Here is a 26,406-nt window from a genome sequence, read left to right on the forward strand (position 1 = left end):
CGGGAACCCTGAGGTTCCCGTCTTTCACAACCAAGCCAAGCTTAGCGTGGGAAAGCAGGCGGATTGACGCCAGCCATGTCTTCCATCACGCGCACTACCTGGCAGCTGTAACCGAATTCGTTGTCGTACCAGACGTACAGGACAACACGGTTTTCGTTGCAGATGGTGGCTTCGGCATCGACCACACCGGCGTGGCGGGAACCGACGAAGTCGGTGGAGACCACTTCCTGGGAGCTCACGTAGTCGATCTGCTTGTGCAGGTCCGAGTGCATGGCCATCTGGCGCAGGTACTCGTTGATCTCTTCGCGGCTGGTGGCTTTTTCCAGGTTCAGGTTGAGGATAGCCATCGACACGTTCGGCGTTGGTACGCGGATCGCGTTGCCGGTCAGCTTGCCCTTGAGCACTGGCAGTGCCTTGGCAGCTGCAGTGGCGGCACCGGTCTCGGTGATAACCATGTTCAGCGGCGCGGCACGGCCACGACGGCTGCCCTTGTGGAAGTTGTCGATCAGGTTCTGGTCGTTGGTGAACGAGTGAACGGTTTCAACGTGACCGTTGATGATACCGAACTTGTCGTTGACCGCCTTCAGTACCGGAACGATGGCGTTGGTGGTGCAGGAAGCCGCGGAGATGATCTTGTCATCAGCGCTGATTTCGCCATGGTTGATGCCATGCACGATGTTCTTCAGCGCGCCCTTGCCAGGTGCGGTGAGGATCACGCGGGCAGCGCCCGGGCAGGCCAGGTGCTGGCCCAGGCCGTCGGCGTCGCGCCATACACCGGTGTTGTCGACAATCAGGGCATTCTCGATGCCGTACTGGGTGTAGTCGACTTCGCTCGGGTTCTTGGCGTAGATAACCTGGATCAGGTTGCCGTTGGCAGTGATGGTGTTGTTGGCTTCGTCGATGGTGATGGTGCCATCGAACGGGCCATGTACCGAGTCACGACGCAGCAGGCTGGCACGCTTGACCAGATCGTTCTCGGCGCCTTTGCGCACGACGATGGCGCGCAGACGCAGGCCGTCGCCACCACCGGTTTTCTCGATCAGGATACGCGCCAGCAGACGGCCGATACGACCGAAGCCGTAGAGGACAACGTCGGTGCCTTTGCGCGCCGAAGCGTTTTGCTGGCCAACCACGTCAGCCATTTCTTCACGCACGAACTGCTCGGCGCTGCGGCCGTTGCCTTCTTGCTTGAACTTGTTGGCCAGCTTGCCCAGGTCGACCGAAGCGGCGCCCAGTTTCAGCTCGCTCATGGCTTTGAGCAGCGGGAATGTCTCGTGTACAGACAGTTCGGTTTCGTCGGTCTGGCGATGACGGGCAAAGCGGTGCGCTTTGAGGATCGAGATCACCGAGCGGTTGATCAGGCTACGGCCATAGATCGAGCTCACCACATTGTTATTGCGGTAGAGCTGACCGATAAGCGGGATCATCGCTTCTGCAAGCGCTTCACGATCAATCCACTCACCAAGACACTGGTCGGGCTTCTGAGTCACGGGAACCTTCCACATGTAGGGACAGAAAAAAGGGGCTACATTATGACGCCCCGCAGCCCATCGGGCAATGAGCGCCTGTCGCCGACAATCCACTACATGCTTTTAGCCTGCACAAACCTGACAGCGCGGGCCTGCGCCCGGTACAATTGGCGTCTTTGTCGCAACGCTTGGAGCTCGACCTCCCGTGCCTGTTCTGCGTCTACCGCACCTGCCGGCCACTGCCGGCAAACAAACCTGGGGCAACCTGCCGGGCGCCGCCCTGAGCCTGGCGATTGCCGAAGCGGCCAGCGCCGCCAAACGCTTCACCCTGCTGCTGACCGCCGACAGCCAGAGCGCTGACCGCCTCGAGCAGGAACTGCGTTTTTTTGCGCCCGAGCTGCCGGTACTGCCCTTCCCCGACTGGGAAACCCTGCCCTACGACCTGTTCTCGCCGCACCAGGACATCATCTCCCAGCGCATTTCCAGCCTGTACCGGCTGCCGGAGCTCGATCACGGCATTCTCGTGGTGCCGATCACCACGGCCCTGCACCGCCTGGCACCGACGCGCTTTCTACTCGGCAGCAGCCTGGTGCTGGACATCGGCCAGAAGCTTGATGTCGAGCAGATGCGCACGCGCCTTGAAGCCAGCGGTTACCGCTGCGTCGATACCGTGTACGAGCACGGCGAGTTCGCCGTACGCGGCGCGCTGATCGACCTGTTCCCGATGGGCAGCAAGCTGCCGTACCGCATCGACCTGTTCGATGACGAAATCGAGACCCTGCGTACCTTCGACCCGGAAACCCAGCGCTCGATCGACAAGGTCGACTCGGTGCGGCTGCTGCCGGCCCGCGAGTTCCCGCTGCAAAAAGAGGCGGTGACGCGCTTCAAGGCACGCTTTCGCGAGCGCTTCGACGTCGACTTCCGCCGCAGCCCGATCTTCCAGGACCTCTCCAGCGGCATCACCCCGGCCGGTATCGAGTACTACCTGCCGCTGTTCTTCGAAGACACCTCGACCTTGTTCGACTACCTGCCCCAGGACACCCAGGTGTTCTCCCTGCCGGGCGTCGAACAGGCCGCCGAGCACTTCTGGAGCGATGTGCGCAACCGCTACGAGGAACGCCGCATCGACCCGGCGCGACCGTTGCTGCCGCCCGCCGAACTGTTCCTGCCGGTTGAGGACTGTTTCGCCCGGCTCAAGAGCTGGCCGCGCGTGGTGGTCAGCCAGGACGACGTCGACAGCGGCGTCGGCCGCGAGCGCTTCCCGGCCCAGGTCCTGCCCAACCTTGCCATCGAAGCCAAGGCCAACCAGCCGTTGGCAGCGCTATCGGGCTTTCTTGAGCAGTTCTCTGGCCGCGTGCTGTTCACCGCCGAGTCGGCGGGCCGTCGCGAAGTGCTGCTGGAGCTGCTTGAGCGCCTGAAGCTGCGCCCGCAAACCGTCGACAGCTGGAGTGCCTTCGTTGCCGGCAAGGAGCGCCTGGCGATCACCATCGCACCGCTGGACGAAGGCCTGCTGCTGGATGACCCGGCCATCGCCCTGGTCGCCGAGAGCCCGCTGTTCGGTCAACGGGTAATGCAGCGCCGTCGCCGCGACAAGCGCAGCGACGCCAATAACGATGCCGTCATCAAGAACCTCACCGAGCTGCGTGAAGGCGCGCCGGTGGTGCATATCGATCACGGGGTCGGCCGCTACCTGGGCCTGGCGACCCTGGAAATCGACAACCAGGCCGCCGAGTTCCTCACCCTCGAATACGCCGAGGGCGCCAAGCTCTACGTGCCGGTGGCCAACCTGCACCTGATCGCCCGCTATACCGGCAGCGACGACGCCCTGGCGCCGCTGCACCGGCTCGGCTCCGAAGCCTGGCAAAAAGCCAAGCGCAAGGCCGCCGAACAGGTACGTGATGTCGCTGCCGAACTGCTCGACATCTATGCCCGCCGCGCCGCGCGCAAAGGTTATGCCTTCGCCGACCCGTCGGTGGATTACGCCACCTTCAGCGCCGGCTTCCCCTTCGAAGAGACCCCGGACCAGCAAAGCGCCATCGAAGCGGTGCGCGAGGACATGCTCGCGGCCAAGCCGATGGACCGCCTGGTGTGCGGCGATGTCGGCTTCGGCAAGACCGAAGTGGCCATGCGCGCAGCCTTCATTGCCGTGCACGGCGGCCGCCAGGTGGCAATCCTGGTGCCGACCACCCTGCTCGCCCAGCAGCACTACAACAGTTTTCGCGACCGCTTCGCCGACTGGCCGGTAACGGTCGAGGTGATGAGCCGCTTCAAGTCGCCCAAGGAAGTCGCCGCAGCGGTGGCGGACCTGGCCGAAGGCAAGATCGACATTGTCATCGGCACCCACAAGCTGCTGCAGGACGACGTCAAGATCAAGGACCTGGGCCTGGTGATCATCGACGAAGAGCACCGTTTCGGCGTGCGCCAGAAGGAGCAGCTCAAGGCCCTGCGCAGCGAGGTGGACATCCTCACCCTGACCGCCACGCCGATCCCGCGCACCCTGAACATGGCCGTGGCCGGCATGCGCGACCTATCGATCATCGCCACGCCGCCGGCGCGCCGGCTGTCGGTGCGCACCTTCGTCATGGAGCAGAACAAGAGCACGGTCAAGGAGGCGCTGCTGCGTGAACTGCTGCGCGGCGGCCAGGTTTACTACTTGCACAACGATGTGAAGAGCATCGAAAAATGCGCCGCCGACCTTGCCGAACTGGTACCGGAAGCACGCATCGGCATCGGCCACGGGCAGATGCGCGAGCGCGAACTCGAACAGGTGATGAGCGACTTCTATCACAAGCGCTTCAACGTGCTGATCGCCTCGACCATCATCGAGACCGGCATCGACGTGCCGAGCGCCAACACCATCATCATCGAGCGTGCCGACAAGTTCGGCCTGGCGCAGTTGCACCAGTTGCGCGGCCGGGTCGGGCGCAGTCACCACCAGGCCTATGCCTACCTGCTCACCCCGCCGCGCCAGCAAATCACCCCGGACGCCGAAAAGCGCCTGGAAGCCATCGCCAACACCCAGGACCTGGGGGCTGGCTTTGTCCTGGCCACCAATGACCTGGAGATCCGCGGCGCCGGCGAGCTGCTCGGCGAAGGCCAGAGCGGGCAGATCCAGGCGGTCGGTTTTACCTTGTACATGGAAATGCTCGAACGCGCGGTCAAGGCCATCCGCAAGGGCACCCAGCCAAACCTCGACCAGCCGTTGGGCGGCGGCCCGGAAATCAACCTGCGCTTGCCGGCACTGATTCCCGAGGACTACCTGCCGGATGTGCATGCGCGGCTGATCCTCTACAAGCGCATCGCCTCGGCGGTGGACGAAGACGGCCTGAAAGACCTGCAGGTAGAGATGATCGACCGCTTCGGCCTGCTGCCGGAACCGACCAAGAACCTGGTGCGCCTGACCCTGCTCAAGCTGCAGGCAGAAAAACTCGGCATCAAGAAGGTCGACGCCGGCCCCAACGGCGGCAAGATCGAATTCGAAGCCCAGACCCCGGTCGATCCGCTGGTACTGATCAAGCTGATCCAGGGCCAGCCCAAACGCTACAAGTTCGAAGGCGCCACCCAGTTCAAGTTCCTGGTGCCGATGGAGCGCCCGGAAGAACGCTTCAACAACCTTGAGGCGCTGTTCGAGCGCCTGACCCCACAATCTGCGTGAAGGAAGATCCATGCGTGCGACGCGTAGCCTGACCCTGCTGCTGGCACTGATTGCCCCGACGGCATTTGCCAATGGCGCCTATCAGGTCGAAATGATCCTGGTACGGCAGAACGCCGTGCCGGCGATTACCAGCAAGTCGGCCCCGGAAGACTGGCGCAATGGCGCCCAGATCGTCGCCGAGGGTGACCTGCGCCAACCAGCGCTCACCGACGAGGCGGCCAAGCTTGCCGCCGACCCGAACCAGTACACCGTGCTGCTGCACAAAGCCTGGAAACAAGATGCCGGCACAGTGGCGATCAGCGACGGCGAAGAACACTTCGGCCAGTTCCCCATCGAGGGCAACCTGACCGTCAAGGAAGAACGCTTCATCGCCGTTGATGCCAGTTTCTGGGTCAACCAGTTCGACGGCAACGGCAGCGTGACCTTGAGCGAACCGCTCAAGCAGAGCAACAGCACCATCAAGAATGGAGAACTGACCTTCCTCGACGGCGGCCACCTGGCCCTGCTGCTCAAGGTCACGGCCAACCGGCCAGCCAGCGCTCCCACTGCGCCTGCGGAGATGATGGAGCAGTAACCCGATGCCTAACGATGGTATTGCCCCCACGCCTCACCTGATTCTGGGCAGCCACGAGTTCAGCGCCTACGTGCCGCAAACCGGCAGGATGCAGCGCCAGCACCAGCACCGGGCGGCGCTGTCGTTCAACTATGACGGCATTCGCGCCAGCGGCAGGCAAGTCAAGGACGTCAGCCGCCTGGAGAGTACTGGCAGCCAACGCCTGCAGCGCCACGCCGAGGCCGAAAGCCAAATCCGCCAGACGCTCCAGCGCCTGGGCTTCAAGATCGCCACCCGGCAGAGCAAAGCCCTGCCGGAGAGCGCCGGCGACCTGCTTGAGCTGGCCTCCGAAGCAGCCTGGCTACGCTTCATGCTCAATGACCTGCCGACCCTGCGCGAACAAGGCTGGGAGATCGAGTACACCGACGACTTCGCCTTCAATCTTGCCGAGGTCGACAACTGGTACGCACAGATCGACGAAGCCAGCGGCCGGGACTGGTTCGACCTGGAACTGGGTATCGAAGTCAATGGCCAGCGCCTGAGCCTGCTGCCGATTCTGCTCAACGTGCTGCGCAGCCACCCGGAACTGCTCAACCCTGCGCAGTTGCACAAGCGCCGGGACGACGAACAATTGCTGGTACAGATTCCCGCGCCTGTGGGTGAAGTACGGCGCAACCTGCAAGTGGCCCTGCCCTACGGTCGCCTCAAGCCGGTATTGGCAACCCTGGGCGACTTTTACCTGCGTGAACCCGGCGAAACCAGCGTGCGCCTGCCGACGCTGGACGCCACGCGCCTCAATGCCCTGGAAGAGCTGCCGTTGAGCTGGCAAGGCGGTGAGCAGGTGCGCAGCCTGGCCGAGCGCCTGCGCGATATCCGCCTGCAACCGGCGCAAACGCCTGAAGGCCTGAACGCTACCCTGCGCACCTATCAGCTCGAAGGCCTGAGCTGGATGCAGGCCCTGCGTGAGCTGGAGGTCGGCGGCATCCTCGCTGACGACATGGGCCTGGGCAAAACCCTGCAAACCCTCGCTCACCTGCTCAGCGAAAAAAATGCCGGACGCCTGACCCGCCCGGCCATGGTGGTGATGCCCACCAGCCTGATCCCCAACTGGCAGGACGAAGCCGAACGCTTCGCCCCGGGCTTGCGCGTGCTGGCCCTGCAAGGCATCGGCCGGCGCAAGCATTTCGGCAGCCTGCAGGACTACGACCTGCTGTTGACCACCTATGCCCTGCTGCCCAAGGACCTGTCGCACTTCAAGGGCCTGAAGCTGCATGTACTGATCCTCGATGAGGCGCAGTACATCAAGACCCCGGGCAGCAAGGCGGCCCAGGCGGCGCGCCAGCTCGAAGCCCGCCAGCGCCTGTGCCTGAGCGGCACCCCGCTGGAAAACCACCTGGGTGAGCTGTGGTCGCTGTTTCACTTCCTGCTGCCGGGCTGGCTGGGCGACGCCAAAGCGTTCAACCGCGACTATCGGGTGCCGATCGAGCGCCAGGGCAACGATGAACGCCTGCAACACCTCAATGCACGGATCAAACCTTTTTTGCTGCGCCGCACCAAGGAGCAAGTGGCCACCGAGCTACCGGCCAAAACCGAGATGATTCACTGGGTCGAGCTCAGCGATGCGCAGCGTGACGTGTACGAAACCATGCGCCTGGCGATGGACCAGAAAGTACGCGCGGAGATCACCCGCAAGGGCGTGGCGCGCAGCCAGATCATTATCCTCGAAGCGCTGTTGAAGCTGCGCCAGGTCTGCTGCGATTTGCGCCTGATCAACAGCCAAGCCTCGACCGCGCGCGGCGCCCACTCCGGCAAACTCACCAGCCTGATGGAAATGCTCGAAGAACTGCTGGCCGAAGGTCGACGTGTCCTGTTGTTCTCGCAGTTCACCAGCATGCTGCGGCTGATCGAGGCCGAACTGCAGCACCGCGGTATCGCCTATGCCCTGCTGACTGGCGAAACCCGTGACCGCCGGGCACCGGTGCACGACTTCCAGAGCGGGCAATTGCAGATCTTCCTGATCAGCCTCAAGGCCGGCGGTGTCGGCCTGAACCTGACCGCGGCGGACACCGTGATCCACTACGACCCGTGGTGGAACCCGGCGGCAGAAAACCAGGCCACCGACCGCGCTTATCGAATCGGCCAGGAAAAACCGGTGTTCGTCTACAAGCTGATTACCCGGGGCACGGTGGAAGAGAAGATCCAGCAGTTGCAGCAGGAGAAATCGGCGCTGGCAGCGGGCGTGCTGGATGGGCGGCAGGCGGGGGACTGGCGTTTGGCGGCGGAGGATATCGATGCGTTATTTGCGCCGTTGCCTGGGAAGCGGCAAGGCTCTAGTGCGCGGTGAACTCATCGCTGGCAAGCCAGCTCCCACACGGAGCCTGTGGGAGCTGGCTTGCCAGCGATGGGCTGCAACGCAGCCCTGCAATCAATCAACCAGCTGCGCTTCCTTGAGCGCTCCAAGCGCCTCCAGCCAGCGCGGCTGTTGACGATAGTCGGTACGGGCAAAGCCCCGCCCGCGCATCTGCGCAATCCGCGGCGACGGCTTGACTTTCAGGCGCTGGGCGGCAGTCAGGGCCAGCTCGGCGGCTGCGCGATCATTGCACACCAGGCCCATGTCACAACCGGCGCTCAGGGCCGCCTCGATACGGCTGGCGGCATCACCGACCACATGGGCACCGGCCATGGACAGGTCATCACTGAAGATCACCCCATTGAAGCCCAGCTCGCCGCGCAGAATCTCCTGCAACCAGCGCCGGGAGAAACCAGCCGGCTGGTTGTCCACCTGCGGATAGATCACGTGGGCCGGCATCACTGCCGCCAACTGCCCGCTCAAACGAGTGAACGGCACCAGGTCGGCCGCGCGGATCTGCGCCAGGCTGCGCTCGTCGGTGGGAATCGCCACATGGGAATCGGCCTCGGCCCAGCCATGACCCGGGAAGTGCTTGCCACAAGCGGCCATGCCCGCAGCGTTCATGCCACGAATAAAAGCACCGGCCAGCAGCGTGGCGCGTTGCGGATCACCTTCGAAGGCGCGGCTGCCGACCACAGCGCTGCGCTGGTGATCGAGGTCCAGCACCGGCGCAAAGCTCAGGTCCAGACCGACCGCCAGCACTTCAGTGGCCATCAGCCAACCGCATTGCTCGGCCAGGTATTCGGCGTTGTCGTTATCGGCAATCGCGCGCATCGCCGGCAGGCGCACAAAGCCCTGGCGCAACCGCTGCACCCGACCGCCTTCCTGATCCACCGCCAGGATCAACTCGGGGCGAATGGCGCGAATCGAGGCGCACAGCTCACGCACCTGGCGCGGGCTTTCGATGTTGCGGGCAAAGATGATCAGGCCGGCCACTTCGGGCTGGCGCAAAAGCTGGCGGTCCTCGGCGGTCAGCCAGGTACCGGCGATGTCGACCATCAGGGAGCCTTGCAGGCTGGCACTCATAATTGATCCTTCAGTTGACGCGGATGTGGGCCCATTGGGGGCACGCGGCTTCGTCGATCTGCACCGGGCAATGCACCGGCACCTGGTCGAACAGGTTCAGCAGGTCGGCGTTGCGCAAGCGCACGCAACCATGGGACAACGGCACACCCATAGGTTCGCTATCGGGGGTGCCATGCAGGTAGATATAACGGTGGAAGGTGTCGACCGGCCCCAAGCGATTGACGCCCGGCTCGCAACCGCTGAGCCAGAGTATGCGCGTGAGGATCCAGTCACGACCGGGAAAGTGTTCGTGCAGTGCCGGCGACCAGATTTCGCCGGTCCAGCGCCGCCCCCTCAGCACCGCGCCTTGCGGCAAGCCGGCACCGATCTTGGCGCGCACCTGGTGGCGACCCCGCGGCGTGCAACCCGAGCCCTTGAGCTCACCGGCGCCGTTGCGCGCGGTGGAGACGTCAAGGCGCAGGCGCAACTGCCCCTGGGCGAACCCATAGAGGCATTGATCAGCAAGGGAGATATGCAGAAAATCGAGACTGGCCATGGGGCGCTAGCTTAGCCGATGCGGCTCGCCGCGCCCAGCCGTGGCATCAGGCCTTGGCGGCGACCGGGGTGCTGCCGGACTTGCTGCGTGGGCGCAACTGCGCGGCAGCCATGGCTTCGTCAGTGACACCGCTGTCGGCGCGCATGCCGGCGGCCAGGAACGGCACCATCAGGCGCATGACCTGCTCGATCGAGGTATTGATGCCGAAATCGGTTTCGGCGATGGCGCGCAGGGCCTTGATCCCGGACATGCTGAACGCCGCGGCGCCGAGCATGAAGTGCACGCGCCAGAACAGCTCGATTGGCGGAATGCGCGGCGCGGCTTCGTTGACCAGCAGCATGTAGCGGCGAAACACCTTGCCGTACATGTCTTCAAGGTAACGGCGCAGGTGGCCCTGGCTCTGGCTGAAGGCCAGGCCCAGCAGGCGCATGAAGATCGACAGGTCATTGCCGCTGCGTGGCTGCACCACCAGCGCCTGCTCGACCAGCATCTCCAGCAGCTCTTCAAGGCTCGGCTTTTGCTCAGGGCGGGCCTGGCGGCGCTCCAGCTCGCGCTCAAGGCTTGCGCAGAACGGCCCCAGGAAGCGCGAGAACACCGCCTGGATCAGGGCCTTCTTCGAACCAAAGTGGTAGTTCACCGCCGCCAGGTTGACGCCGGCCTTGCTGGTGATCAGCCGCAATGAGGTTTCGGCAAAACCTTTTTCCGCGAACAACTGCTCGGCAGCATCGAGAATGCGTTCTACGGTTTCCGACTGGGCCATGACTACTCCGCCTGACAAACACTTGTTTGAAACATACGTTTCAAAGCGGTGATTTGTCAAGTCCGCGCAGCCGCTTTGCGGCCATGCGGTCACGTATTAAACCATAGCTGCGAGAGCGCCTATCCGCCTTTTCTTGGCGCGTGGCGCTTGCAGCTTGCCACCTACTGTATATAATTCCAGTCACTGTATAAAAAGACAGAGCGATCGACATGCTAAAACTGACGCCACGCCAAGCTGAGATTCTGGCTTTTATCAAACGCTGCCTGGAAGACAACGGCTTTCCGCCCACCCGCGCAGAGATCGCCCAGGAGCTGGGTTTCAAATCGCCCAACGCCGCCGAGGAGCACCTCAAGGCCCTGGCCCGCAAGGGTGCGATCGAAATGACCCCGGGGGCGTCACGGGGCATCCGCATCCCCGGCTTTGAAGCCAAGCCCGACGACAGCGGCCTGCCGATCATTGGCCGGGTGGCGGCCGGTGCGCCGATCCTCGCCCAGCAACACATCGAAGAATCCTGCAACATCAACCCGGCGTTCTTCCATCCCCGCGCCGACTACCTGTTGCGCGTTCACGGCATGAGCATGAAGGATGTCGGCATCGTCGACGGCGACCTGCTGGCCGTGCACACCTGCCGCGAAGCTCGCAACGGCCAGATCGTCGTTGCTCGCCTGGGTGACGAAGTCACGGTCAAACGCTTCAAGCGCGAAGGCAGCAAAGTCTGGCTGATTGCCGAGAACCCCGAATTCGCCCCAATCGAAGTCAACCTGAAAGACCAGGAGCTGGTGATCGAGGGCTTGAGCGTCGGCGTCATACGCCGGTAAAGGAGGCATCATGCAGTTCCCCCCTGCGTCACAGAACGTACCGCTGCAAGCACAATTGCCACTGTTCGAAGCATTCCTGGCCCAGCCGGTGCTGCCCGGACTGAAAAGCGCCAAGCCAGCGCCCCACCCCGGCGCGGCCCAGGTTTTCAGCGAGCTGTCTTTGCGTGGCGCACTGGGTAGCTGCCAGAGCCTGTTGGCCCCGATGCTGCGTGAACTGAGCGAGTTGAGCGAAGAACATGACGCCCGCTGGCTGACCCTGATCGCCCCACCTGCCAGCCTGACCCAGGCCTGGCTGCGCGAGGCCGGGCTGAACCGCGAGCGCATCCTGCTGTTGCAACCGCGCGGCAACCAGAGTGCCTTGCAACTGGCCTGCGATGCCCTGCGCCTGGGCCGCAGCCACACCGTGGTCAGCTGGCTCAACACCGTCAGCAGCAGCGCCCGCCAGCAACTGAGCAATGCGGCTCGCGCTGGAGACGCACAAAGCCTGAACATCCGCCTCGGCTGATATTCAGGTCTGTTTCAACCATTGATTTCGCCAGGCTTCCTCAGGACGAGGAAGCCATGCAGGCGATCAGTGCAGGACCCGTGGCCCTTCGTCGCGTTCGATCTCGCCTTCTACCAGCTTGCCGGCCATCTGCACGCCAACACTGAGCATGGCCTTGGCCACTTCCACGTGCTGACCTTGCAAAAAGGCTTTGGCGTCCTCGGAGAAATCCAGGGTTACCAACGAACCCTCGTCCTCGGCACGGCGCAGCTCGATCCGGCCATCAGGCAACTCGACAATTTCTAGAAAGGACGTTGGCATAAGGGGCTGTTCTCCGCGAAAGGCCGGCATTGTACCAGCCACCGCCCCAATCAGCACTCACTCAAACCTTCACGAAAACGAACCGTAAGCCCCTTGAGGTTCTGCCGCCAGCTTTCCAGCTCTTCGCGCGACAGCGCTGGCGCCTCGGGTTCATCGAGGCTTAGTGCCTGGATCAGCGGCTGGGTAACGTCGGTTTTTGGCGCTTTTTTCGCGACCGGCGGTCGGAACAAATCGGCATAAGCACTTAGCAATTGCGCCAGCCAGGTTTCGCGCTGTTCGGCCAGCTCAACCAGTTCGGCCATCTCTGGGATGGCCACAGCCTCGAGCACTTCGCGGGTCAGCAACAGCTCGGCACGGGGTGCGCCGGCCTGGGGCAAACGATAAAACCCGGCAATCTCGTGACACAAGCCCAGCAGCGCGCCGTACAGGTGAAACAGCGCCGACTCACGCTCGGCCTGGATCAGCGCCTGGGCATTCATGGCCCGGCTTTCCTGCGCCTTGCCAAGGGCTTCGAGGGCCAGGCCTGCGAAGTAAATCTTCTGGTTGGTGCGGGTGTAGAGTTCCTGGGCCATCTGGGTGCCCTCCGAAAGGCTGCAAGGCGGTCTGTGAGTGTCACGGATTGCCCTGCCCTACTGCAAGTCTAGATGGCGACCGCTTTGCGGTCGATCGCCGGCAAGGCCGGCTCCCACAGAGTCGGCGGCGATTGCACTCCCTGTGGGAGCCGGCCTTGCCGGCGATGGGCCGCGAACAGCGGCCCCAAGCTCAATCAGCGCTTGTCTTCGACCTTCCAGGCATTGCCGTCATAGAACGCACGCCAGCCGGTCGGCTTGCCGTCGACCTCGGTCTGCACGTACTGCTCCTTGGTCTTGCGGCTGTAGCGGATGACCGCCGGGCGACCGTCCGGGTCCTTCTTCGGCGCCTCGCAGAGGAAGTGATACTTCGGATCGATCTCATCCTTGTGCGGGATGATCTCGATCACCAGGGGTGCACGGGTCTCGCGGTTTTTCGGGAACTGGCTGGCAGCCAGGAACAGCCCCGAAGCACCGTCACGCAGCACGTAGGTATCGTTGACCTTCTCGCACTTGAGCTCCGGCATCTTCACCGCATCCATCTTCGGCGGCGCCGCCTCGCCACTCTTGAGCAGCTTGCGGGTGTTCTTGCATTCGGCGTTGGTGCAACCGAAGAACTTGCCGAAACGGCCAGTCTTGAGCTGCATCTCGCTACCGCACTTGTCGCACTCAAGGCTCGGCCCTTCGTAGCCCTTGATGCGGTAGTTGCCTTCTTCGATCTCGTAGCCGGTGCAATCGGGGTTGTTACCGCAGATGTGCAGCTTGCGCTTCTCATCGAGCAGGTAAGCATCCATGGCCGTCGAGCAGATCGGGCAGCGGTGCTTGTTGAGCAGCACGCGCGATTCCGATTCACCCTCGTCGTCGGCGGCGATTTCATCGCCCGGGACCAGGTTGACGGTGGCCTTGCAACGCTCTTTGGGCGGCAGGCTGTAGCCCGAGCAGCCGAGGAACACGCCGGTGGAGGCGGTGCGGATCATCATCGGCCGGCCACATTCCTTGCAGGCAATGTTGGTCAGGGTCGGCTGGTTGGCACGCATGCCCTTCTCGCCGTCTTCGGCCAGCTTCAGCTTGTTGCTGAAGTCGCCGTAGAACTCGTCCAGCACGTTCTTCCAGTCGCGCTCGCCCTGGGCCACGTCATCGAGGTTCTCTTCCATGCCGGCGGTGAAGCCGTAGTCCATCAGGTTGGAGAAGCTCTCGGACAGGCGCTCGGTGACGATGTCGCCCATCTTCTCGGAGTAGAAGCGGCGGTTGTGCAGGGTCACGTAACCGCGATCCTGGATGGTCGAGATGATCGCAGCATAAGTCGAAGGACGACCGATACCGCGCTTTTCCATCTCCTTGACCAGGCTGGCTTCGGAGTAACGCGCCGGCGGCTTGGTGAAGTGCTGGCTCGGGTCGAGCTGGATCAGCTTGAGCACTTCGCCCTGGTTCATTTCCGGCAGCACATCGTCATCGCCCGGCTTGCTCTGTTGCGGCAATACCCGGGTGTAACCGTCGAACTTGAGGATACGGCCCTTGGCGCGCAGCTCGAAGTTGCCTGCGGTGACGCTGACGGTGGTCGACAGGTACTGCGCCGGTGGCATCTGGCAGGCCAGGAACTGGCGCCAGATCAGCTCGTACAGACGCTCGGCATCGCGCTCCATGCCACTGAGCTTGGTCGGATGGGTGTTGACGTCGGATGGACGAATCGCTTCGTGCGCTTCCTGGGCACCCTCTTTGCTGCCGTAGACGATCGGCGCTTCGGGCAGGTACTTCTTGCCGAACTCGCTTTCGATGTAGCTGCGAGCCATTTCCACCGCATCGACCGAGAGGTTGGTCGAGTCGGTACGCATATAGGTGATGTAGCCGGCTTCGTACAGACGCTGGGCCATCATCATGGTTTTCTTCACGCCGAAGCCCAGGCGGTTGCTCGCGGCCTGCTGCAGGGTCGAGGTGATGAACGGCGCCGACGGCTTGCTGCTGGTCGGGCGGTCTTCACGCTTGGCCACGGTGTAGCTGGAGGACTTGAGCTGCGCCAGCGCTGCCATGGCCTGGGCTTCGTTGAGCGGCTTGAAGGCTTCGCCGTTCTCGCGGGCCACTTCGAAACGCACCTTGGCGTCCTTGGCGGTACCCAGGTCGGCGTGCACTTCCCAGTACTCTTCAGGGATGAAGGCACGGATCTCGCGCTCACGCTCGACCACCAGCTTCACCGCCACCGACTGCACGCGGCCGGCGGACAGGCCGCGGGCGATCTTGGCCCACAGCAGTGGCGAAACCATGTAGCCCACCACGCGATCGAGGAAGCGTCGCGCCTGCTGGGCGTTGACCCGGTCGATATCTAGCTCGCCAGGCTGCGAGAACGCTTCCTGGATGGCTTTCTTGGTGATTTCGTTGAACACCACGCGCTTGTAGCGGCTGTCATCACCACCGATGGCTTCGCGCAGGTGCCAGGCAATGGCTTCCCCCTCGCGATCCAAGTCGGTTGCGAGATAGATGGTGTCGGCATCTTTGGCCAGGCGACGCAGTTCGTCGATGACCTTCTCCTTGCCCGGGAGAATCTCGTATTTGGCTTTCCAGCCGTGGTCAGGGTCGACGCCCATGCGTGCGACCAACTGCTTGCGCGCCTTCTCTTTTGGCGACAGGGCCGGCGCTTCGCCTGCGGCGGCCTTGCCGCGCTTGGCGGCAGGCTCCTTGCTGGCGCTGGCCGAACCGCTGGTGGGCAGGTCTCGGATATGGCCGATACTCGACTTCACCACGTACTGGCTGCCCAGGTACTTGTTGATGGTCTTGGCCTTAGCCGGGGATTCCACAATGACCAGCGATTTGCCCATGGATCGGAAAATTCCTGAATACTGAAAATAAAAACACGGCAGGTACCTGACGCGGCACCGCTATATATAGTGGCAACAGAGTGAGGTCAAGCGCGGGGCTCTAGCCACCCTCGGCATCGGGCCGGGAAAACAGCTCGGTTTCAGCCTTGACCAAAGCAAAGCGCGGCACTTGCTCGCCGTCAACCTCGACCGACTCGAGGAACATCGAAAGCGGTCGTACCCACAGGCCGAATTCACCGTACAGCGCCTGGTAGAACACCACCCACTCCTCGGTTTCGGAATGGCGCGCGGTGCCGAACACACGATACTCAGGCCCCTTGTAATGCCGGTATACGCCTGGTTGTATCTGCATGTTGCTCACCCTCTTGAAAAAAATTCCTGCAAAAACAAAAACCGGGGCACCAGGCCCCGGTTTCCACCCGCCGAACGCTTAAACGCGTTCGAAGATGGTGGTGATGCCTTGGCCCAGGCCGACGCACATGGTCGAAACGCCGAGGGTCCCGCCATTCTGCTTCATGACGTTGAGCAGAGTGCCGGAAATCCGCGCACCGGAGCAACCGAAAGGATGGCCCAGGGCGATGGCGCCGCCGTGCAGGTTAACCTTCTCATCCATCTTGTCGAGCACTTTCAGATCCTTCAGCACTGGCAGGGCCTGTGCGGCGAAGGCTTCGTTGAGCTCGAAGAAGTCGATATCGGCGATGGACAAGCCCGCACGCTTGAGGGCTTTCTGGGTCGCCGGAACCGGACCGTAGCCCATGATTGCCGGGTCGACACCGGCCACGGCCATGGAACGGATCACCGCCAGAGGCTGGATACCGAGGTCCTGGGCACGCTGGGCCGACATGACGATCATGCACGAGGCGCCGTCGGTGATCTGCGACGAGGTGCCGGCAGTCACGGTACCACCTTTGGGGTTGAAAGCAGGCTTGAGGGCCGCCAGGCTTTCCAGGGTGGTGTCCGGGCGAATGGTTTCGTCGTAGTCGAAGACCTTGAGGAAACCGTTCTCGTCGTAGCCCTGCATCGGGATGATTTCATCCTTGAACTTGCCTTCGACCGTCGCCTTGTGGGCGAGCTGGTGCGAACGCAGGCCGAACAGGTCCTGCTGCTCACGGCTGATGCCGTGCATCTTGCCAAGCATTTCGGCGGTCAGGCCCATCATGCCCGAGGCCTTGGCGGCGTACAGCGACATGTGCGGGTTGGGGTCGACACCGTGCATCATGCTGACGTGGCCCATGTGCTCGACACCACCGACGACGAAGACATCACCGTTGCCGGTCATGATCGCCTGCGCCGCGGTGTGCAGCGCGCTCATCGACGAGCCGCACAGGCGGCTGACGGTCTGGCCGGCAGCGGTGTGCGGGATCTGGGTCATCAAGGAGGCCATGCGGGCGATGTTCCAGCCCTGCTCCAGGGTCTGGTTGACGCAGCCCCAGATGACGTCCTCGACTTCGCTCGGATCGACCTTGGCGTTGCGCTCCAGCAGCTTGCTGATCAGGTGCGCGGACATGTCTTCGGCGCGGGTATTGCGATGCATGCCACCCTTGGAGCGGCCCATCGGGGTGCGACCGAAGTCGACAATCACCACGTCTCTTGGATTCAGGCTCATATATTCACTCTCGCTCTATATCGTTGGGCGCTTAACCGAAGAAGCTCTGGCCGTTCTTGGCCATTTCACGCAGCTTCGCGGTGGGGTGATACAGCGGACCCAGATCGGCGTATTTGTCGGCCAGGGCAACGAATTCGGCTACACCGATCGAGTCGATGTAACGCAGCGCGCCGCCACGGAAAGGAGGGAAACCAATACCGTAGACCAGGCCCATGTCGGCTTCGGCGGCGGTGTCGACGATACCGTCTTCCAGGCAGCGAACGGTTTCCAGGCACAGCGGGATCATCATCCAGTTGATGATGTCTTCGTCGCTGACTTCACGTTGCTCGTAAACGATCGGCTTGAGCACGTCGAGGACTGCCGCGTCAGCGACTTTCTTCGGCTTGCCGCGCTTGTCGGTCTCGTAGGCGTAGAAGCCCTTGCCGTTCTTCTGGCCCAGGCGCTTGGCTTCGTAGAGCACGTCGATGGCCGAACGACGGTCGTCCTTCATGCGGTCCGGGAAGCCTTCGGCCATGACGTCACGGCCGTGATGGCCGGTGTCGATACCGACCACGTCCATCAGGTAGGCCGGGCCCATTGGCCAGCCGAATTTTTCCATGATCTTGTCGATGCGCACGAAGTCGACACCGGCGCTGACCAGCTTGGCGAAACCGCCGAAGTACGGGAACAGTACGCGGTTGACCAGGAAGCCCGGGCAGTCGTTGACCACGATCGGGTTCTTGCCCATCTTCTTGGCATAGGCCACGGTGGTGGCAACCGCCACTTCGCTGGACTTCTCGCCACGGATGACTTCAACCAGCGGCATCATGTGCACCGGGTTGAAGAAGTGCATGCCGACGAAGTTTTCCGGACGCTTGAGGGCCTTGGCCAGCAGGTTGATGGAAATGGTCGAGGTGTTGGACGCCAGGATCGCGTCTTCCTTGACCTGGCCTTCCACTTCAGCCAGCACTGCTTGCTTGACCTTCGGGTTCTCGACCACGGCTTCGACGACGATGTCGACGTTGCCAAAATCGCCGTAGGACAGGGTCGGGCGAATCGCGTTCAGCGCTTCGGCCATTTTCGCCGGGGTCAGGCGGCCTTTTTCAACGCGCTTGCCGAGCAGCTTGGAGGCTTCGTTCAGGCCCAGCTGGATGGCGCTTTCGTTGATGTCCTTCATCAGGATCGGGGTGCCCTTGACCGCCGACTGGTAGGCGATGCCACCCCCCATGATGCCGGCGCCGAGCACGGCAGCCTGCTTCACGTCGCGCGCGATTTCGTCGTGGGCCTTGGCTTTGCGCTTGAGTTCCTGGTCGTTGAGGAACAGGCCGATCAGGCTCTCGGCAACCGAGGTCTTGGCCAGTTTGACGAAGCCTGCGGCTTCGACTTCCAGGGCCTTGTCACGACCGAAGTTGGCGGCCTTCTGGATGCTCTTGATCGCTTCGACCGGCGCCGGGTAGTTCGGGCCAGCTTGACCGGCGACGAAACCCTTGGCGGTTTCGAACGACATCATCTGCTCGATGGCGTTGAGCTTGAGTTTTTCCAGTTTTGGCTGGCGCTTGGCCTTGTGGTCGAGCTCGCCGCTGATGGCGCGCTTGATCAGGTCAAGGGCCGCAGCCTGCAACAGCTCAGGGGTTACCACGGCATCGACGGCGCCGACTTTCAGCGCGTCTTCAGCACGGTTTTCCTTGCCGGCGGCAATCCACTCGATGGCGTTGTCGGCACCGATGATACGCGGCAGGCGCACGGTACCGCCGAAGCCCGGGTAGATGCCCAGCTTGACTTCCGGCAGGCCGATCTTGGCGCTGGTGGCCATGACGCGGTAGTCGGCAGCCAGGCACATTTCCAGACCGCCGCCCAGGGCGATGCCATTGATTGCGGCAACGGTCGGCACGGCCAGGTCTTCGAAATCGCTGAAAATCCGGTTGGCTTCCAGGTTGCCGGCGACCAGTTCGGCCTCGGGCAACTTGAAGTTATCGACAAACTCGGTGATGTCCGCGCCGACGATGAATACGTCCTTGCCACTGCTGACAATCACGCCTTTGATCGATGCGTCGGCTTTGATGGTGTCTACGGCCTGACGCAATTCGTTCAGGGTAAGACGGTTGAACTTGTTGACGGACTCACCCTTGAGGTCGAACTTCAGTTCGACGATGCCGCTTTCAAGAGCCTTAACCGTGATGGCTTTACCTTCGTAAATCATCAACTGATCTCCACGATATGGAAGCTGAACTGTACACGCCGATCGCTGGTGAAAGATCCGGCCGGCCATTGGCCGTTGTTGCCGAACCCTTGCTCCAGGCACACCCGCCAGCGCGATAGTCGGGATTCTGTAAGAGCCGTCTGACAATACAAACGCTCAATTCATACGCCCGTTTGATTTGGGTATGCACACATTCAACGAAAAGATCGCCGTTGTCAAATACCCAAAAGCACCGTGAAAACGCGACTTTCCGGTCATTTTCTGCTGACAGGGGGCAAACGGCCGCTCTGCTGATGGCACGCCATTCAGCGCTGCGATAGTGGTCAATGGCTTACACGCGCTGATCATCGATCAACGCGAAACAAGAGAGGGAGTAGGCAGCAAATTGCCGCTGGATGGCTACACTGCAAGGGACTGAAACATTACACCGGCCTGCCTGGCCTGTCCGCCCGATCTGTGCATCGGGCTTTTTATTGATAGCGATCAGGCCAGGGCGTTGAGCACTGCGGCAATATCCTGCAATACAGCCGTTTCACCGCGCTCACCCCAGTACAAGGCAACCATCTGCGGGCCCGCCTCGACTTTGTAGACACTCTCCGGCAAGCGCGCCAACTGCTCGGCATGCGCGGCATCGGCGCAAGGCTCGCGCCACTGGTTGAGCCACACGCCGGGGGTGGTCTGCCAGTAGCACCAGCTGTCGCTACGGCCCTGGCGTCGTGGCCGCAGGTACTGTGCGCATGGGCTGGGCGGCTCCTTGGGCAGCCAGTGCGGCCACTCCTGGGGCGCCAGTTGCATGGCCAGGCCCATGCGCCGGGCTTCCATGCGCAGGGCCATCTGGCCGCTTTGCTTGCGCGAAGGACGCAGCCAGGCCAAAGGGCTGAGAATCAGCGCAAGGATTGACACCACTACCCAGACCGTCATATCAGTTGTTCCCACAAAGCGTTGCAAATGAGCTGGTTAGCCGCGATTCGAAGCGATCAGCCTGAAACCGACCATACTTTACCTATCGCGACTGTCAGGAGAGCTTCTCATGCCCTACGAACACATACTGGTTGCCGTCGACCTGACCGAAGAATGCGATCCGGTCATCAAGCGCGCCATGACACTGGCCGAGCCGACACAGACCAAGGTATCCCTGGTACATATCGTCGAGCCCATGGCCATGGCCTTTGGCGGCGACGTGCCGATGGACCTGTCCCAGCTGCAACAGCAACAGTTCGACCAGGCCAAGGAGCGCATGGATCGTCTGTTCAACAAGTACCCGGGCATCAACCGCGGTGATTCGCACCTGACCTACGGCCAGCCGCGCCAGGAGATCCACCAACTGGCCAAGGACCAGAAGTGCGACCTGATCGTGGTCGGCAGCCATGGCCGCCACGGCCTGGCCCTGCTGCTGGGTTCTACCGCCAACGACGTGCTGCACGGCGCACCCTGCGATGTGCTCGCGGTACGCCTGCAGAAAAAAGCCGAGTAACACCCGGGTGGGCCCGGCGCAGGCTCATGCGCCGGGCCCTGCCCTTCAGCTGTCGAGTTCGGCCCAGCGCTCGACCAGCACATCCAGCTCGGCCTGCATCTTCTCCAGGCTCGCCAGTACCGCACTGGTCTGCTCGATCGGGCGCTGGTAGAAAGCCGGGGCAGAAATCTCTTCCTGCACCGCCGCCATCTTCTGCTCCAGCACATCGATCTGGCCCGGCAAGGCTTCCAGCTCGCGTTGCAGCTTGTAGCTGAGCTTTTTCTTTGCCGTTTCAGCCACTGGCGCCGCTACCGGCGCAGGCGCCACGCTCTCGACCACAGCGGTGTTGAGTTCGGACTTGCCCGACTTGCTCTCGGTAACCCCGAGCAACTTCGGCGAACCGCCCTGGCGGATCCAGTCCTGGTAACCACCGACGTACTCGCGCACCTTGCCCTCGCCTTCGAACACCAGGGTGCTGGTCACCACGTTGTCGAGGAAGGCCCGGTCGTGGCTGACCATCAGCACGGTGCCCTTGAACGCCGACAGCACTTCTTCGAGCAGCTCGAGGGTCTCGACGTCGAGGTCGTTGGTCGGTTCGTCGAGCACCAGCAGGTTGGCCGGCTTGCTGAACAGCTTGGCCAGCAGCAGGCGCGCACGCTCGCCACCGGACAGGGCCTTGACCGGGGTCCGGGCGCGCTGCGGGCTGAACAGGAAGTCGCCCAGGTAGCTCAACACGTGACGGCTCTGGCCATCGATATCGATGAAGTCGCGACCTTCGGCGAGGTTGTCGATCACGGTCTTTTCCAGGTCCAGCTGATGGCGCAGCTGGTCGAAATAGGCCACTTCCAGGCGGGTGCCGGACTCGACCTTGCCGCTGGTGGGCTCAAGATCACCGAGCATCAGCTTGAGCAAGGTGGTCTTGCCGGTACCGTTGGCGCCAAGCAGGCCGATACGGTCTTCGCGCTGCAGGACCATGGAGAAGTCCTTGACCAGCTGCGGGCCACCCGGATGGTTGAAGCTGACGTTCTCCAGGACCATCACCTGCTTGCCGGACTTCTCCGCGACATCCAGCTGGATGTTGGCCTTGCCCTGACGCTCGCGACGCTCGCTGCGCTCGACGCGCAGCGCCTTGAGGGCGCGCACACGGCCTTCGTTGCGGGTACGCCGGGCCTTGATACCCTGGCGGATCCACACTTCTTCCTGGGCCAGCTTCTTGTCGAACAGCGCGTTGGCGGTTTCTTCGGCCGCCAGTGCCGCTTCCTTGTGTACCAGGAAGCTGGCGTAGTCGCCGTTCCAGTCGATCAGGCCGCCACGATCCAGTTCGAGGATGCGCGTGGCCAGGTTCTGCAGGAAGGAACGGTCGTGGGTGATGAACAGCACGGCACCGCCGAACCCGCTGAGGGCATCTTCAAGCCAGGCAATGGCACCGATGTCCAGGTGGTTGGTCGGCTCGTCGAGCAACAGCAGGTCGGGCTCGGACACCAGCGCCTGGGCCAGCAGCACACGGCGGCGCCAGCCACCGGAGAGCTCGGCCAGGGTCTTGTCGGCCGGCAGTTGCAGGCGGCTCAGGGTGCTGTCGACCAGTTGCTGCAGGCGCCAGCCATCGCGCGACTCGAGGTCGTGCTGGACGTGCATGAGCTTTTCCAGGTCGGCATCGCTGTGGATGTTCTGGCTCAGGTGGTGGTACTCAGCCAGCAAGGCGCCGACGCCATCGAGGCCTTCGGCGACCACGTCGAACACGGTACGGCCGTCGGCCACCGGCAACTCTTGCGGCAGCTCGCCGATCTTCAGGCCCGGGGCACGCCAGACATCGCCTTCATCAGGCTTCTGATCGCCCTTGACCAGGCGCAGCATGCTCGACTTGCCTGTGCCGTTGCGGCCGATGATGCACACCCGCTCACCACGGGCGATCTGCCAGGACACCTTGTCCAACAACGGCGTGGCGCCGAACGCAAGGGACACATCGCTTAATTTGAGCAGGGTCATGATCTTCTCCAAAAACCGGGCGCGCATTCTACCCGACTTGGGCCGGCTTCACATTAAGCAGCGCGTCCTTCAGTACCTTCCGACGACAGGCCGCTTCTTTACAAGCAGATACAAGCACAATGCTTTCATCCGCCTGCGGCAACCGGCTAAGCTAAGGCAATGCAACTCCAACAGTGCTGGCTTCGCCGTCACTTTTCATGGTCAAACTGCCCGGAAGTCTCATGCGCAGCCGCCTGCTCCACCTCGTATCCAGCCTGCTTCTCACTGCCTCGGCGGTGGGTGTCGCCCAGGCCACCGACATCACCCAGCAACGTCAATATTACGATGAAGCCAAACGCGCCCTGGCCAAGGGTGACAAGGGGCCCTACCTGCGCTATGCCGATGCCCTGCGCGACTACCCGTTGACGCCTTACCTGGCCTACGACGAGCTGACCGCCCGGCTGAAAACCGCCAGCAACGCCGAAATCGAGAAATTCCTCGGCGCCCACGGCGACCTGCCCCAGGCCAACTGGATGAAGCTGCGCTGGTTGCGCTGGCTGGCCGAGCGTGGTGACTGGGCGACGTTTACCAAGTACTACGATCCGAAACTCAATTTCACTGAACTGGACTGCCTCAATGGCCAGTACCAGCTCAGCCATGGCCAGCGCGCCGAAGGCTTTGCCAGCGCAGAAAAACTCTGGCTGGTCGGCAAGTCGCAACCCGCGGCCTGCGACGCCCTGTTCGAGCGCTGGGCCGCCGAAGGCCAGTTGACCGAGCAAAAACGCTGGGAGCGCGCCAAGCTGGCGGCACAAACCCGCAATTATGCGCTGGCCAATACCCTGGTCAAAAGCCTCAACACCCTGGCGCCGCAAGGCCGCCTGCTGATCGACGTGGCGCAAAAGCCCGAACTGCTCAACCAGCCCGGGCGCTTCACCCCGGTCAACGAGGCGATGTCCGACGTGGTCAGCCTGGGCCTGCGCCGCCTGGCCCGCCAGGACCCGGAGCGGGCCATGAACCTGCTCGATGACTACGCCAGCCGCATGCATTTCTCCCGCGACGAGAAAGTTGCCATCGCCCGCGAGATCGGCCTGACCCTGGCCCGCCGCTACGACCCGCGCGCCCTGGACCTGATGACCCGCTACGATCCGGAGCTGCGCGACAACACCGTCACCGAGTGGCGCCTGCGCCTGCTGCTGCGCCTGGGCCGTTGGGAAGATGCCTACGCGCTGACCAAGCGCCTGCCGCAAGACCTGGCCAGCAGCAACCGCTGGCGCTACTGGCAGGCGCGCAGCCTGGAGCTGGCACAGCCGAAGGACCCGCAAATCCCGCTGCTGTACAAAACCGTGGCTCGCGAGCGTGACTTCTACGGCTTCCTGGCCGCCGACCGCTCGCAAACGCCTTACCAGTTGAACAACAAGCCGCTGGTGCTGAGCCAGCAGGTGGTCAACAAGGTCCGCAACACCCCGGGGGTCAAGCGCGCACTGGAATTCCACGCCCGCGGCCAGATTGTCGACGGGCGTCGCGAGTGGTACCACGTCAGCCGCCACTTCAACCGTGACGAGATGGTCGCCCAGGCCAAGCTGGCCTACGACATGCGCTGGTACTTCCCGGCCATTCGCACCATCAGCCAGGCCAAGTACTGGGACGACCTGGACATCCGCTTCCCGATGGCCCACCGCGACACCCTGGTGCGTGAAGCCAAGGTACGTGGTCTGCATTCGAGCTGGGTGTTCGCCATTACCCGCCAGGAAAGCGCGTTCATGGACGACGCCCGCTCAAGCGTCGGCGCCAGTGGCCTGATGCAACTGATGCCGGCCACCGCCAAGGAGACCGCGCGCAAGTTCAGCATCCCGCTGGCTTCGCCTGCGCAGGTGTTCAACCCGGACAAGAACATCCAGCTGGGCGCCGCCTACCTGAGCCAGGTGCACAGCCAGTTCAACGGCAACCGGGTACTCGCCTCCGCCGCCTACAACGCCGGCCCGGGCCGCGTGCGCCAGTGGCTGCGCGGCGCCGACCACCTGAGTTTCGATGTCTGGGTCGAGTCGATTCCGTTCGACGAGACGCGCCAGTACGTGCAGAACGTGCTGTCGTACTCGGTGATCTACGGGCAGAAGCTCAATTCGCCGCAGCCGCTGGTGGATTGGCATGAGCGGTATTTTGACGATCAGTGATCGTCCAGCCCATCGCCGGCAAGGCCGGCTCCCACAATAGATTTGCATGCACCTGTGGGAGCTGGCGTTGCCAGCAATGAGGTCAGTCCAGCCAGCCTATTCGGCGCTGTCCGAATTACGACCGCTTCGCGCTCGATCGCCGGCAAGTCCGGCTCCCACAGGATTGGCAGTGCTCCCAGGGTCGGTGCAAGACCTGTGGGAGCTGGCTTGCCAGCGATGAGGCCAGCCCTGCTTGCACATAACGCATCGTCTGGATTGCGACCGCTTCGCGCTCGATCGCCGGCAAGTCCGGCTCCCACAGGATTGGCAGTGCGCTCAGGGGCGGTGCAAGACCTGTGGGAGCTGGCTTGCCAGCGATGAGGCCAGCCCTGCTTGCACATAACGCGTCGTCTGTATTGCGACCGCTTCGCGCTCGATCGCCGGCAAGTCCGGCTCCCACAGGTTTGGCAGTGCTCCCAGGGTCGGTGCAAGACCTGTGGGAGCTGGCTTGCCAGCGATGAGGCCAGCCCTGCTTGCACATAACGCGTCGTCTGGATTGCGACCGCTTCGCGCTCGATCGCCGGCAAGTCCGGCTCCCACAGGATTGGCAGTGGCCCCAGGGTCGGTGCAAGACCTGTGGGAGCTGGCTTGCCAGCGATGAGGCCGGTCCAGCTTGCACATAACGCGGCGTCTGGATTACGACCGCTTCGCGCTCGATCGCCGGCAAGTCCGGCTCCCACAGGATTGGCAGTGCCCCAGGGATGGTGCAAGACCTGTGGGAGCTGGCGTTGCCAGCGATGCAAGGCAAAGCCTTGCCTGGTTACTCCAGCACCGTCACCGCCATCCCCACCTCAAGCACCCCCGCGCCATCCGCCACCAGGTTCTGGCCAAACAGCACATCCCCCTCCTTCTGCCGATAGGTGCGCAAGGTCGCCAGCGGTTCGCGGTCCGGGCTGCGCTCGCCGGTCTGCGGGTCAATGGTGGTCATGATGCAACGCTCGCACGGCTTGAGCACCCGGAACTCGACCGCGCCGATGCGGATCCGCTTCCAGCCATCCTCGGCAAACGCCGCACTGCCCTCCACCACCAGGTTGGGACGAAAGCGCAGCATCTCCAGTGGCCGCCCGACCTTGTCGACCAGGTCATCCAGCGACGCCTGGCCAATCAGCAGCAAGGGAAAACCGTCGGCGAACGCCACGCGGTCGCTGTTCAGACCATAACCATTGGGTAGATAACGCGTGCGTTGCTCTGGCACATGAACCAGGCGCACGTCCTTGCCGATGAACCGACTGAGCCACTGCGCGGCAGCATCGCCGGCATCCGGCACGCGAAAGGTATCGCGCCAGATAGTGACGCCGCGCAGGTCGCTATCGGGCTCCGGCACGCCAACGTGCAGCGCCGGGTAGCCTGGTGCCTGAAGGGTGAGGCTGCCGTCGGCGTTGTGCAAGGCCGCCAGCTGGCTCATCTGCGGGTACATGCGCTGGGTCAGAAAACGCCCATTGTCACGTTCCACCAGCATCCAGCGGCGGTCCCCGCTCAACCCCAGAAGGTCCAGCGAGGAGGTTTGCAGCGCCTCACCGCGCGCTGATTTGAGCGGGTATCGGTACAACGCACTCAGGCGCATCATGACCTGCCTTGTGTCG

Annotated in this window: 20 protein-coding genes; 7 read left to right on the forward strand and 13 right to left on the reverse strand. The window is 63.0% G+C overall.

Annotated features, from left to right (window positions below; all coding sequences use genetic code 11):
- Positions 1-41: 41 nt before the first annotated feature.
- Positions 42-1,505, reverse strand: coding sequence for a glyceraldehyde-3-phosphate dehydrogenase (locus BV82_RS18425; protein WP_010226956.1), 1,464 nt, complete (start codon positions 1,503-1,505; stop codon positions 42-44).
- A gap of 169 nt (positions 1,506-1,674) precedes the next feature.
- On the opposite strand from BV82_RS18425, the gene mfd reads away from it, so the two are divergent.
- The 3 genes from mfd to BV82_RS18440 are packed head-to-tail and all read left to right on the forward strand — an operon-like array spanning position 1,675 to position 8,021.
- Positions 1,675-5,124: a transcription-repair coupling factor gene (gene mfd / locus BV82_RS18430; RefSeq protein WP_010226958.1), complete on the forward strand. Its 3,450-nt coding sequence runs from the start codon at positions 1,675-1,677 to the stop codon at positions 5,122-5,124.
- A gap of 10 nt (positions 5,125-5,134) precedes the next feature.
- The gene (locus BV82_RS18435; RefSeq protein WP_010226960.1) at positions 5,135-5,698 is read left to right on the forward strand and encodes a CsiV family protein; all 564 of its coding nucleotides are present in this window, start codon (positions 5,135-5,137) and stop codon (positions 5,696-5,698) included.
- 4 nt (positions 5,699-5,702) lie between these two features.
- The gene (locus tag BV82_RS18440) at positions 5,703-8,021 is read left to right on the forward strand and encodes a DEAD/DEAH box helicase (RefSeq protein ID WP_010226962.1); all 2,319 of its coding nucleotides are present in this window, start codon (positions 5,703-5,705) and stop codon (positions 8,019-8,021) included.
- Between the two features lie 81 nt (positions 8,022-8,102).
- Here BV82_RS18440 and nagZ read toward each other — a convergent pair whose 3' ends face one another.
- The 3 genes from nagZ to BV82_RS18455 are packed head-to-tail and all read right to left on the reverse strand — an operon-like array spanning position 8,103 to position 10,408.
- A complete protein-coding gene (nagZ, locus tag BV82_RS18445) occupies positions 8,103-9,101 on the reverse strand; it encodes a beta-N-acetylhexosaminidase (protein WP_174242332.1) in 999 nt (332 codons plus the stop codon).
- A 22-nt stretch (positions 9,102-9,123) separates the two neighbouring features.
- Complete coding sequence (locus BV82_RS18450) at positions 9,124-9,648, reverse strand: L,D-transpeptidase (protein WP_010226964.1); 525 nt, start codon at positions 9,646-9,648, stop codon at positions 9,124-9,126.
- Between the two features lie 46 nt (positions 9,649-9,694).
- Positions 9,695-10,408: a TetR/AcrR family transcriptional regulator gene (locus BV82_RS18455; protein ID WP_010226965.1), complete on the reverse strand. Its 714-nt coding sequence runs from the start codon at positions 10,406-10,408 to the stop codon at positions 9,695-9,697.
- A 209-nt stretch (positions 10,409-10,617) separates the two neighbouring features.
- Between BV82_RS18455 and lexA the strand changes: the two genes are divergently transcribed.
- Together lexA and sulA are read left to right on the forward strand one after the other, a co-directional pair.
- A complete protein-coding gene (gene lexA, locus BV82_RS18460) occupies positions 10,618-11,226 on the forward strand; it encodes a transcriptional repressor LexA (RefSeq protein WP_010226967.1) in 609 nt (202 codons plus the stop codon).
- Between the two features lie 10 nt (positions 11,227-11,236).
- Positions 11,237-11,731, forward strand: coding sequence for an SOS-induced cell division inhibitor SulA (gene sulA, locus BV82_RS18465; protein ID WP_010226969.1), 495 nt, complete (start codon positions 11,237-11,239; stop codon positions 11,729-11,731).
- Positions 11,732-11,797: 66 nt separating this feature from the next.
- Here sulA and BV82_RS18470 read toward each other — a convergent pair whose 3' ends face one another.
- The 7 genes from BV82_RS18470 to BV82_RS18500 form a co-directional block, all read right to left on the reverse strand.
- On the reverse strand, positions 11,798-12,031 hold the full coding sequence (locus BV82_RS18470; RefSeq protein WP_010226971.1) for a hypothetical protein: 234 nt from the start codon (positions 12,029-12,031) through the stop codon (positions 11,798-11,800).
- A 50-nt stretch (positions 12,032-12,081) separates the two neighbouring features.
- The gene (locus BV82_RS18475; RefSeq protein ID WP_010226974.1) at positions 12,082-12,603 is read right to left on the reverse strand and encodes a DUF6586 family protein; all 522 of its coding nucleotides are present in this window, start codon (positions 12,601-12,603) and stop codon (positions 12,082-12,084) included.
- 194 nt (positions 12,604-12,797) lie between these two features.
- Positions 12,798-15,410, reverse strand: a complete 2,613-nt coding sequence (gene topA / locus BV82_RS18480) for a type I DNA topoisomerase (RefSeq protein WP_010226976.1) — start codon at positions 15,408-15,410, stop codon at positions 12,798-12,800.
- A 100-nt stretch (positions 15,411-15,510) separates the two neighbouring features.
- Complete coding sequence (locus BV82_RS18485; RefSeq protein ID WP_010226982.1) at positions 15,511-15,762, reverse strand: DUF1653 domain-containing protein; 252 nt, start codon at positions 15,760-15,762, stop codon at positions 15,511-15,513.
- A gap of 78 nt (positions 15,763-15,840) precedes the next feature.
- Entirely contained in the window at positions 15,841-17,016 is a 1,176-nt protein-coding gene (gene fadA, locus BV82_RS18490) for an acetyl-CoA C-acyltransferase FadA (protein ID WP_010226989.1), read from the reverse strand.
- A 31-nt stretch (positions 17,017-17,047) separates the two neighbouring features.
- A complete protein-coding gene (gene fadB / locus BV82_RS18495) occupies positions 17,048-19,195 on the reverse strand; it encodes a fatty acid oxidation complex subunit alpha FadB (RefSeq protein WP_010226991.1) in 2,148 nt (715 codons plus the stop codon).
- 483 nt (positions 19,196-19,678) lie between these two features.
- Entirely contained in the window at positions 19,679-20,116 is a 438-nt protein-coding gene (locus BV82_RS18500; RefSeq protein ID WP_010226993.1) for a hypothetical protein, read from the reverse strand.
- Between the two features lie 109 nt (positions 20,117-20,225).
- On the opposite strand from BV82_RS18500, the gene BV82_RS18505 reads away from it, so the two are divergent.
- Entirely contained in the window at positions 20,226-20,669 is a 444-nt protein-coding gene (locus BV82_RS18505; protein WP_010226995.1) for a universal stress protein, read from the forward strand.
- A 45-nt stretch (positions 20,670-20,714) separates the two neighbouring features.
- Here BV82_RS18505 and BV82_RS18510 read toward each other — a convergent pair whose 3' ends face one another.
- On the reverse strand, positions 20,715-22,634 hold the full coding sequence (locus tag BV82_RS18510; protein ID WP_036996410.1) for an ATP-binding cassette domain-containing protein: 1,920 nt from the start codon (positions 22,632-22,634) through the stop codon (positions 20,715-20,717).
- Positions 22,635-22,855: 221 nt separating this feature from the next.
- On the opposite strand from BV82_RS18510, the gene BV82_RS18515 reads away from it, so the two are divergent.
- On the forward strand, positions 22,856-24,784 hold the full coding sequence (locus tag BV82_RS18515; RefSeq protein ID WP_010226999.1) for a transglycosylase SLT domain-containing protein: 1,929 nt from the start codon (positions 22,856-22,858) through the stop codon (positions 24,782-24,784).
- 799 nt (positions 24,785-25,583) lie between these two features.
- On the opposite strand, the gene BV82_RS18520 is transcribed toward BV82_RS18515, so the two are convergent.
- A complete protein-coding gene (locus BV82_RS18520; RefSeq protein ID WP_036996412.1) occupies positions 25,584-26,390 on the reverse strand; it encodes an MOSC domain-containing protein in 807 nt (268 codons plus the stop codon).
- Positions 26,391-26,406: the final 16 nt, after the last annotated feature.

This window comes from Pseudomonas donghuensis (genome assembly GCF_000696345.2).
Lineage (GTDB): Bacteria > Pseudomonadota > Gammaproteobacteria > Pseudomonadales > Pseudomonadaceae > Aquipseudomonas > Aquipseudomonas donghuensis.

Excerpts from the sequence above, each read along its gene's own strand:
- BV82_RS18455 (WP_010226965.1), bottom strand. The coding sequence starts at position 10,408 with ATGGCCCAGTCGGAAACCGTAGAACGCATTCTCGATGCTGCCGAGCAG.
- BV82_RS18425 (WP_010226956.1), bottom strand. The coding sequence starts at position 1,505 with ATGTGGAAGGTTCCCGTGACTCAGAAGCCCGACCAGTGTCTTGGTGAG.
- topA (WP_010226976.1), bottom strand. The coding sequence starts at position 15,410 with ATGGGCAAATCGCTGGTCATTGTGGAATCCCCGGCTAAGGCCAAGACC.
- BV82_RS18520 (WP_036996412.1), bottom strand. The coding sequence starts at position 26,390 with ATGATGCGCCTGAGTGCGTTGTACCGATACCCGCTCAAATCAGCGCGC.
- BV82_RS18515 (WP_010226999.1), top strand. The coding sequence starts at position 22,856 with ATGCGCAGCCGCCTGCTCCACCTCGTATCCAGCCTGCTTCTCACTGCC.
- BV82_RS18510 (WP_036996410.1), bottom strand. The coding sequence starts at position 22,634 with ATGACCCTGCTCAAATTAAGCGATGTGTCCCTTGCGTTCGGCGCCACG.
- fadB (WP_010226991.1), bottom strand. The coding sequence starts at position 19,195 with ATGATTTACGAAGGTAAAGCCATCACGGTTAAGGCTCTTGAAAGCGGC.
- BV82_RS18485 (WP_010226982.1), bottom strand. The coding sequence starts at position 15,762 with ATGCAGATACAACCAGGCGTATACCGGCATTACAAGGGGCCTGAGTAT.
- BV82_RS18435 (WP_010226960.1), top strand. The coding sequence starts at position 5,135 with ATGCGTGCGACGCGTAGCCTGACCCTGCTGCTGGCACTGATTGCCCCG.
- BV82_RS18475 (WP_010226974.1), bottom strand. The coding sequence starts at position 12,603 with ATGGCCCAGGAACTCTACACCCGCACCAACCAGAAGATTTACTTCGCA.
- BV82_RS18470 (WP_010226971.1), bottom strand. The coding sequence starts at position 12,031 with ATGCCAACGTCCTTTCTAGAAATTGTCGAGTTGCCTGATGGCCGGATC.
- lexA (WP_010226967.1), top strand. The coding sequence starts at position 10,618 with ATGCTAAAACTGACGCCACGCCAAGCTGAGATTCTGGCTTTTATCAAA.
- BV82_RS18500 (WP_010226993.1), bottom strand. The coding sequence starts at position 20,116 with ATGACGGTCTGGGTAGTGGTGTCAATCCTTGCGCTGATTCTCAGCCCT.
- BV82_RS18505 (WP_010226995.1), top strand. The coding sequence starts at position 20,226 with ATGCCCTACGAACACATACTGGTTGCCGTCGACCTGACCGAAGAATGC.
- BV82_RS18440 (WP_010226962.1), top strand. The coding sequence starts at position 5,703 with ATGCCTAACGATGGTATTGCCCCCACGCCTCACCTGATTCTGGGCAGC.
- BV82_RS18450 (WP_010226964.1), bottom strand. The coding sequence starts at position 9,648 with ATGGCCAGTCTCGATTTTCTGCATATCTCCCTTGCTGATCAATGCCTC.
- sulA (WP_010226969.1), top strand. The coding sequence starts at position 11,237 with ATGCAGTTCCCCCCTGCGTCACAGAACGTACCGCTGCAAGCACAATTG.
- fadA (WP_010226989.1), bottom strand. The coding sequence starts at position 17,016 with ATGAGCCTGAATCCAAGAGACGTGGTGATTGTCGACTTCGGTCGCACC.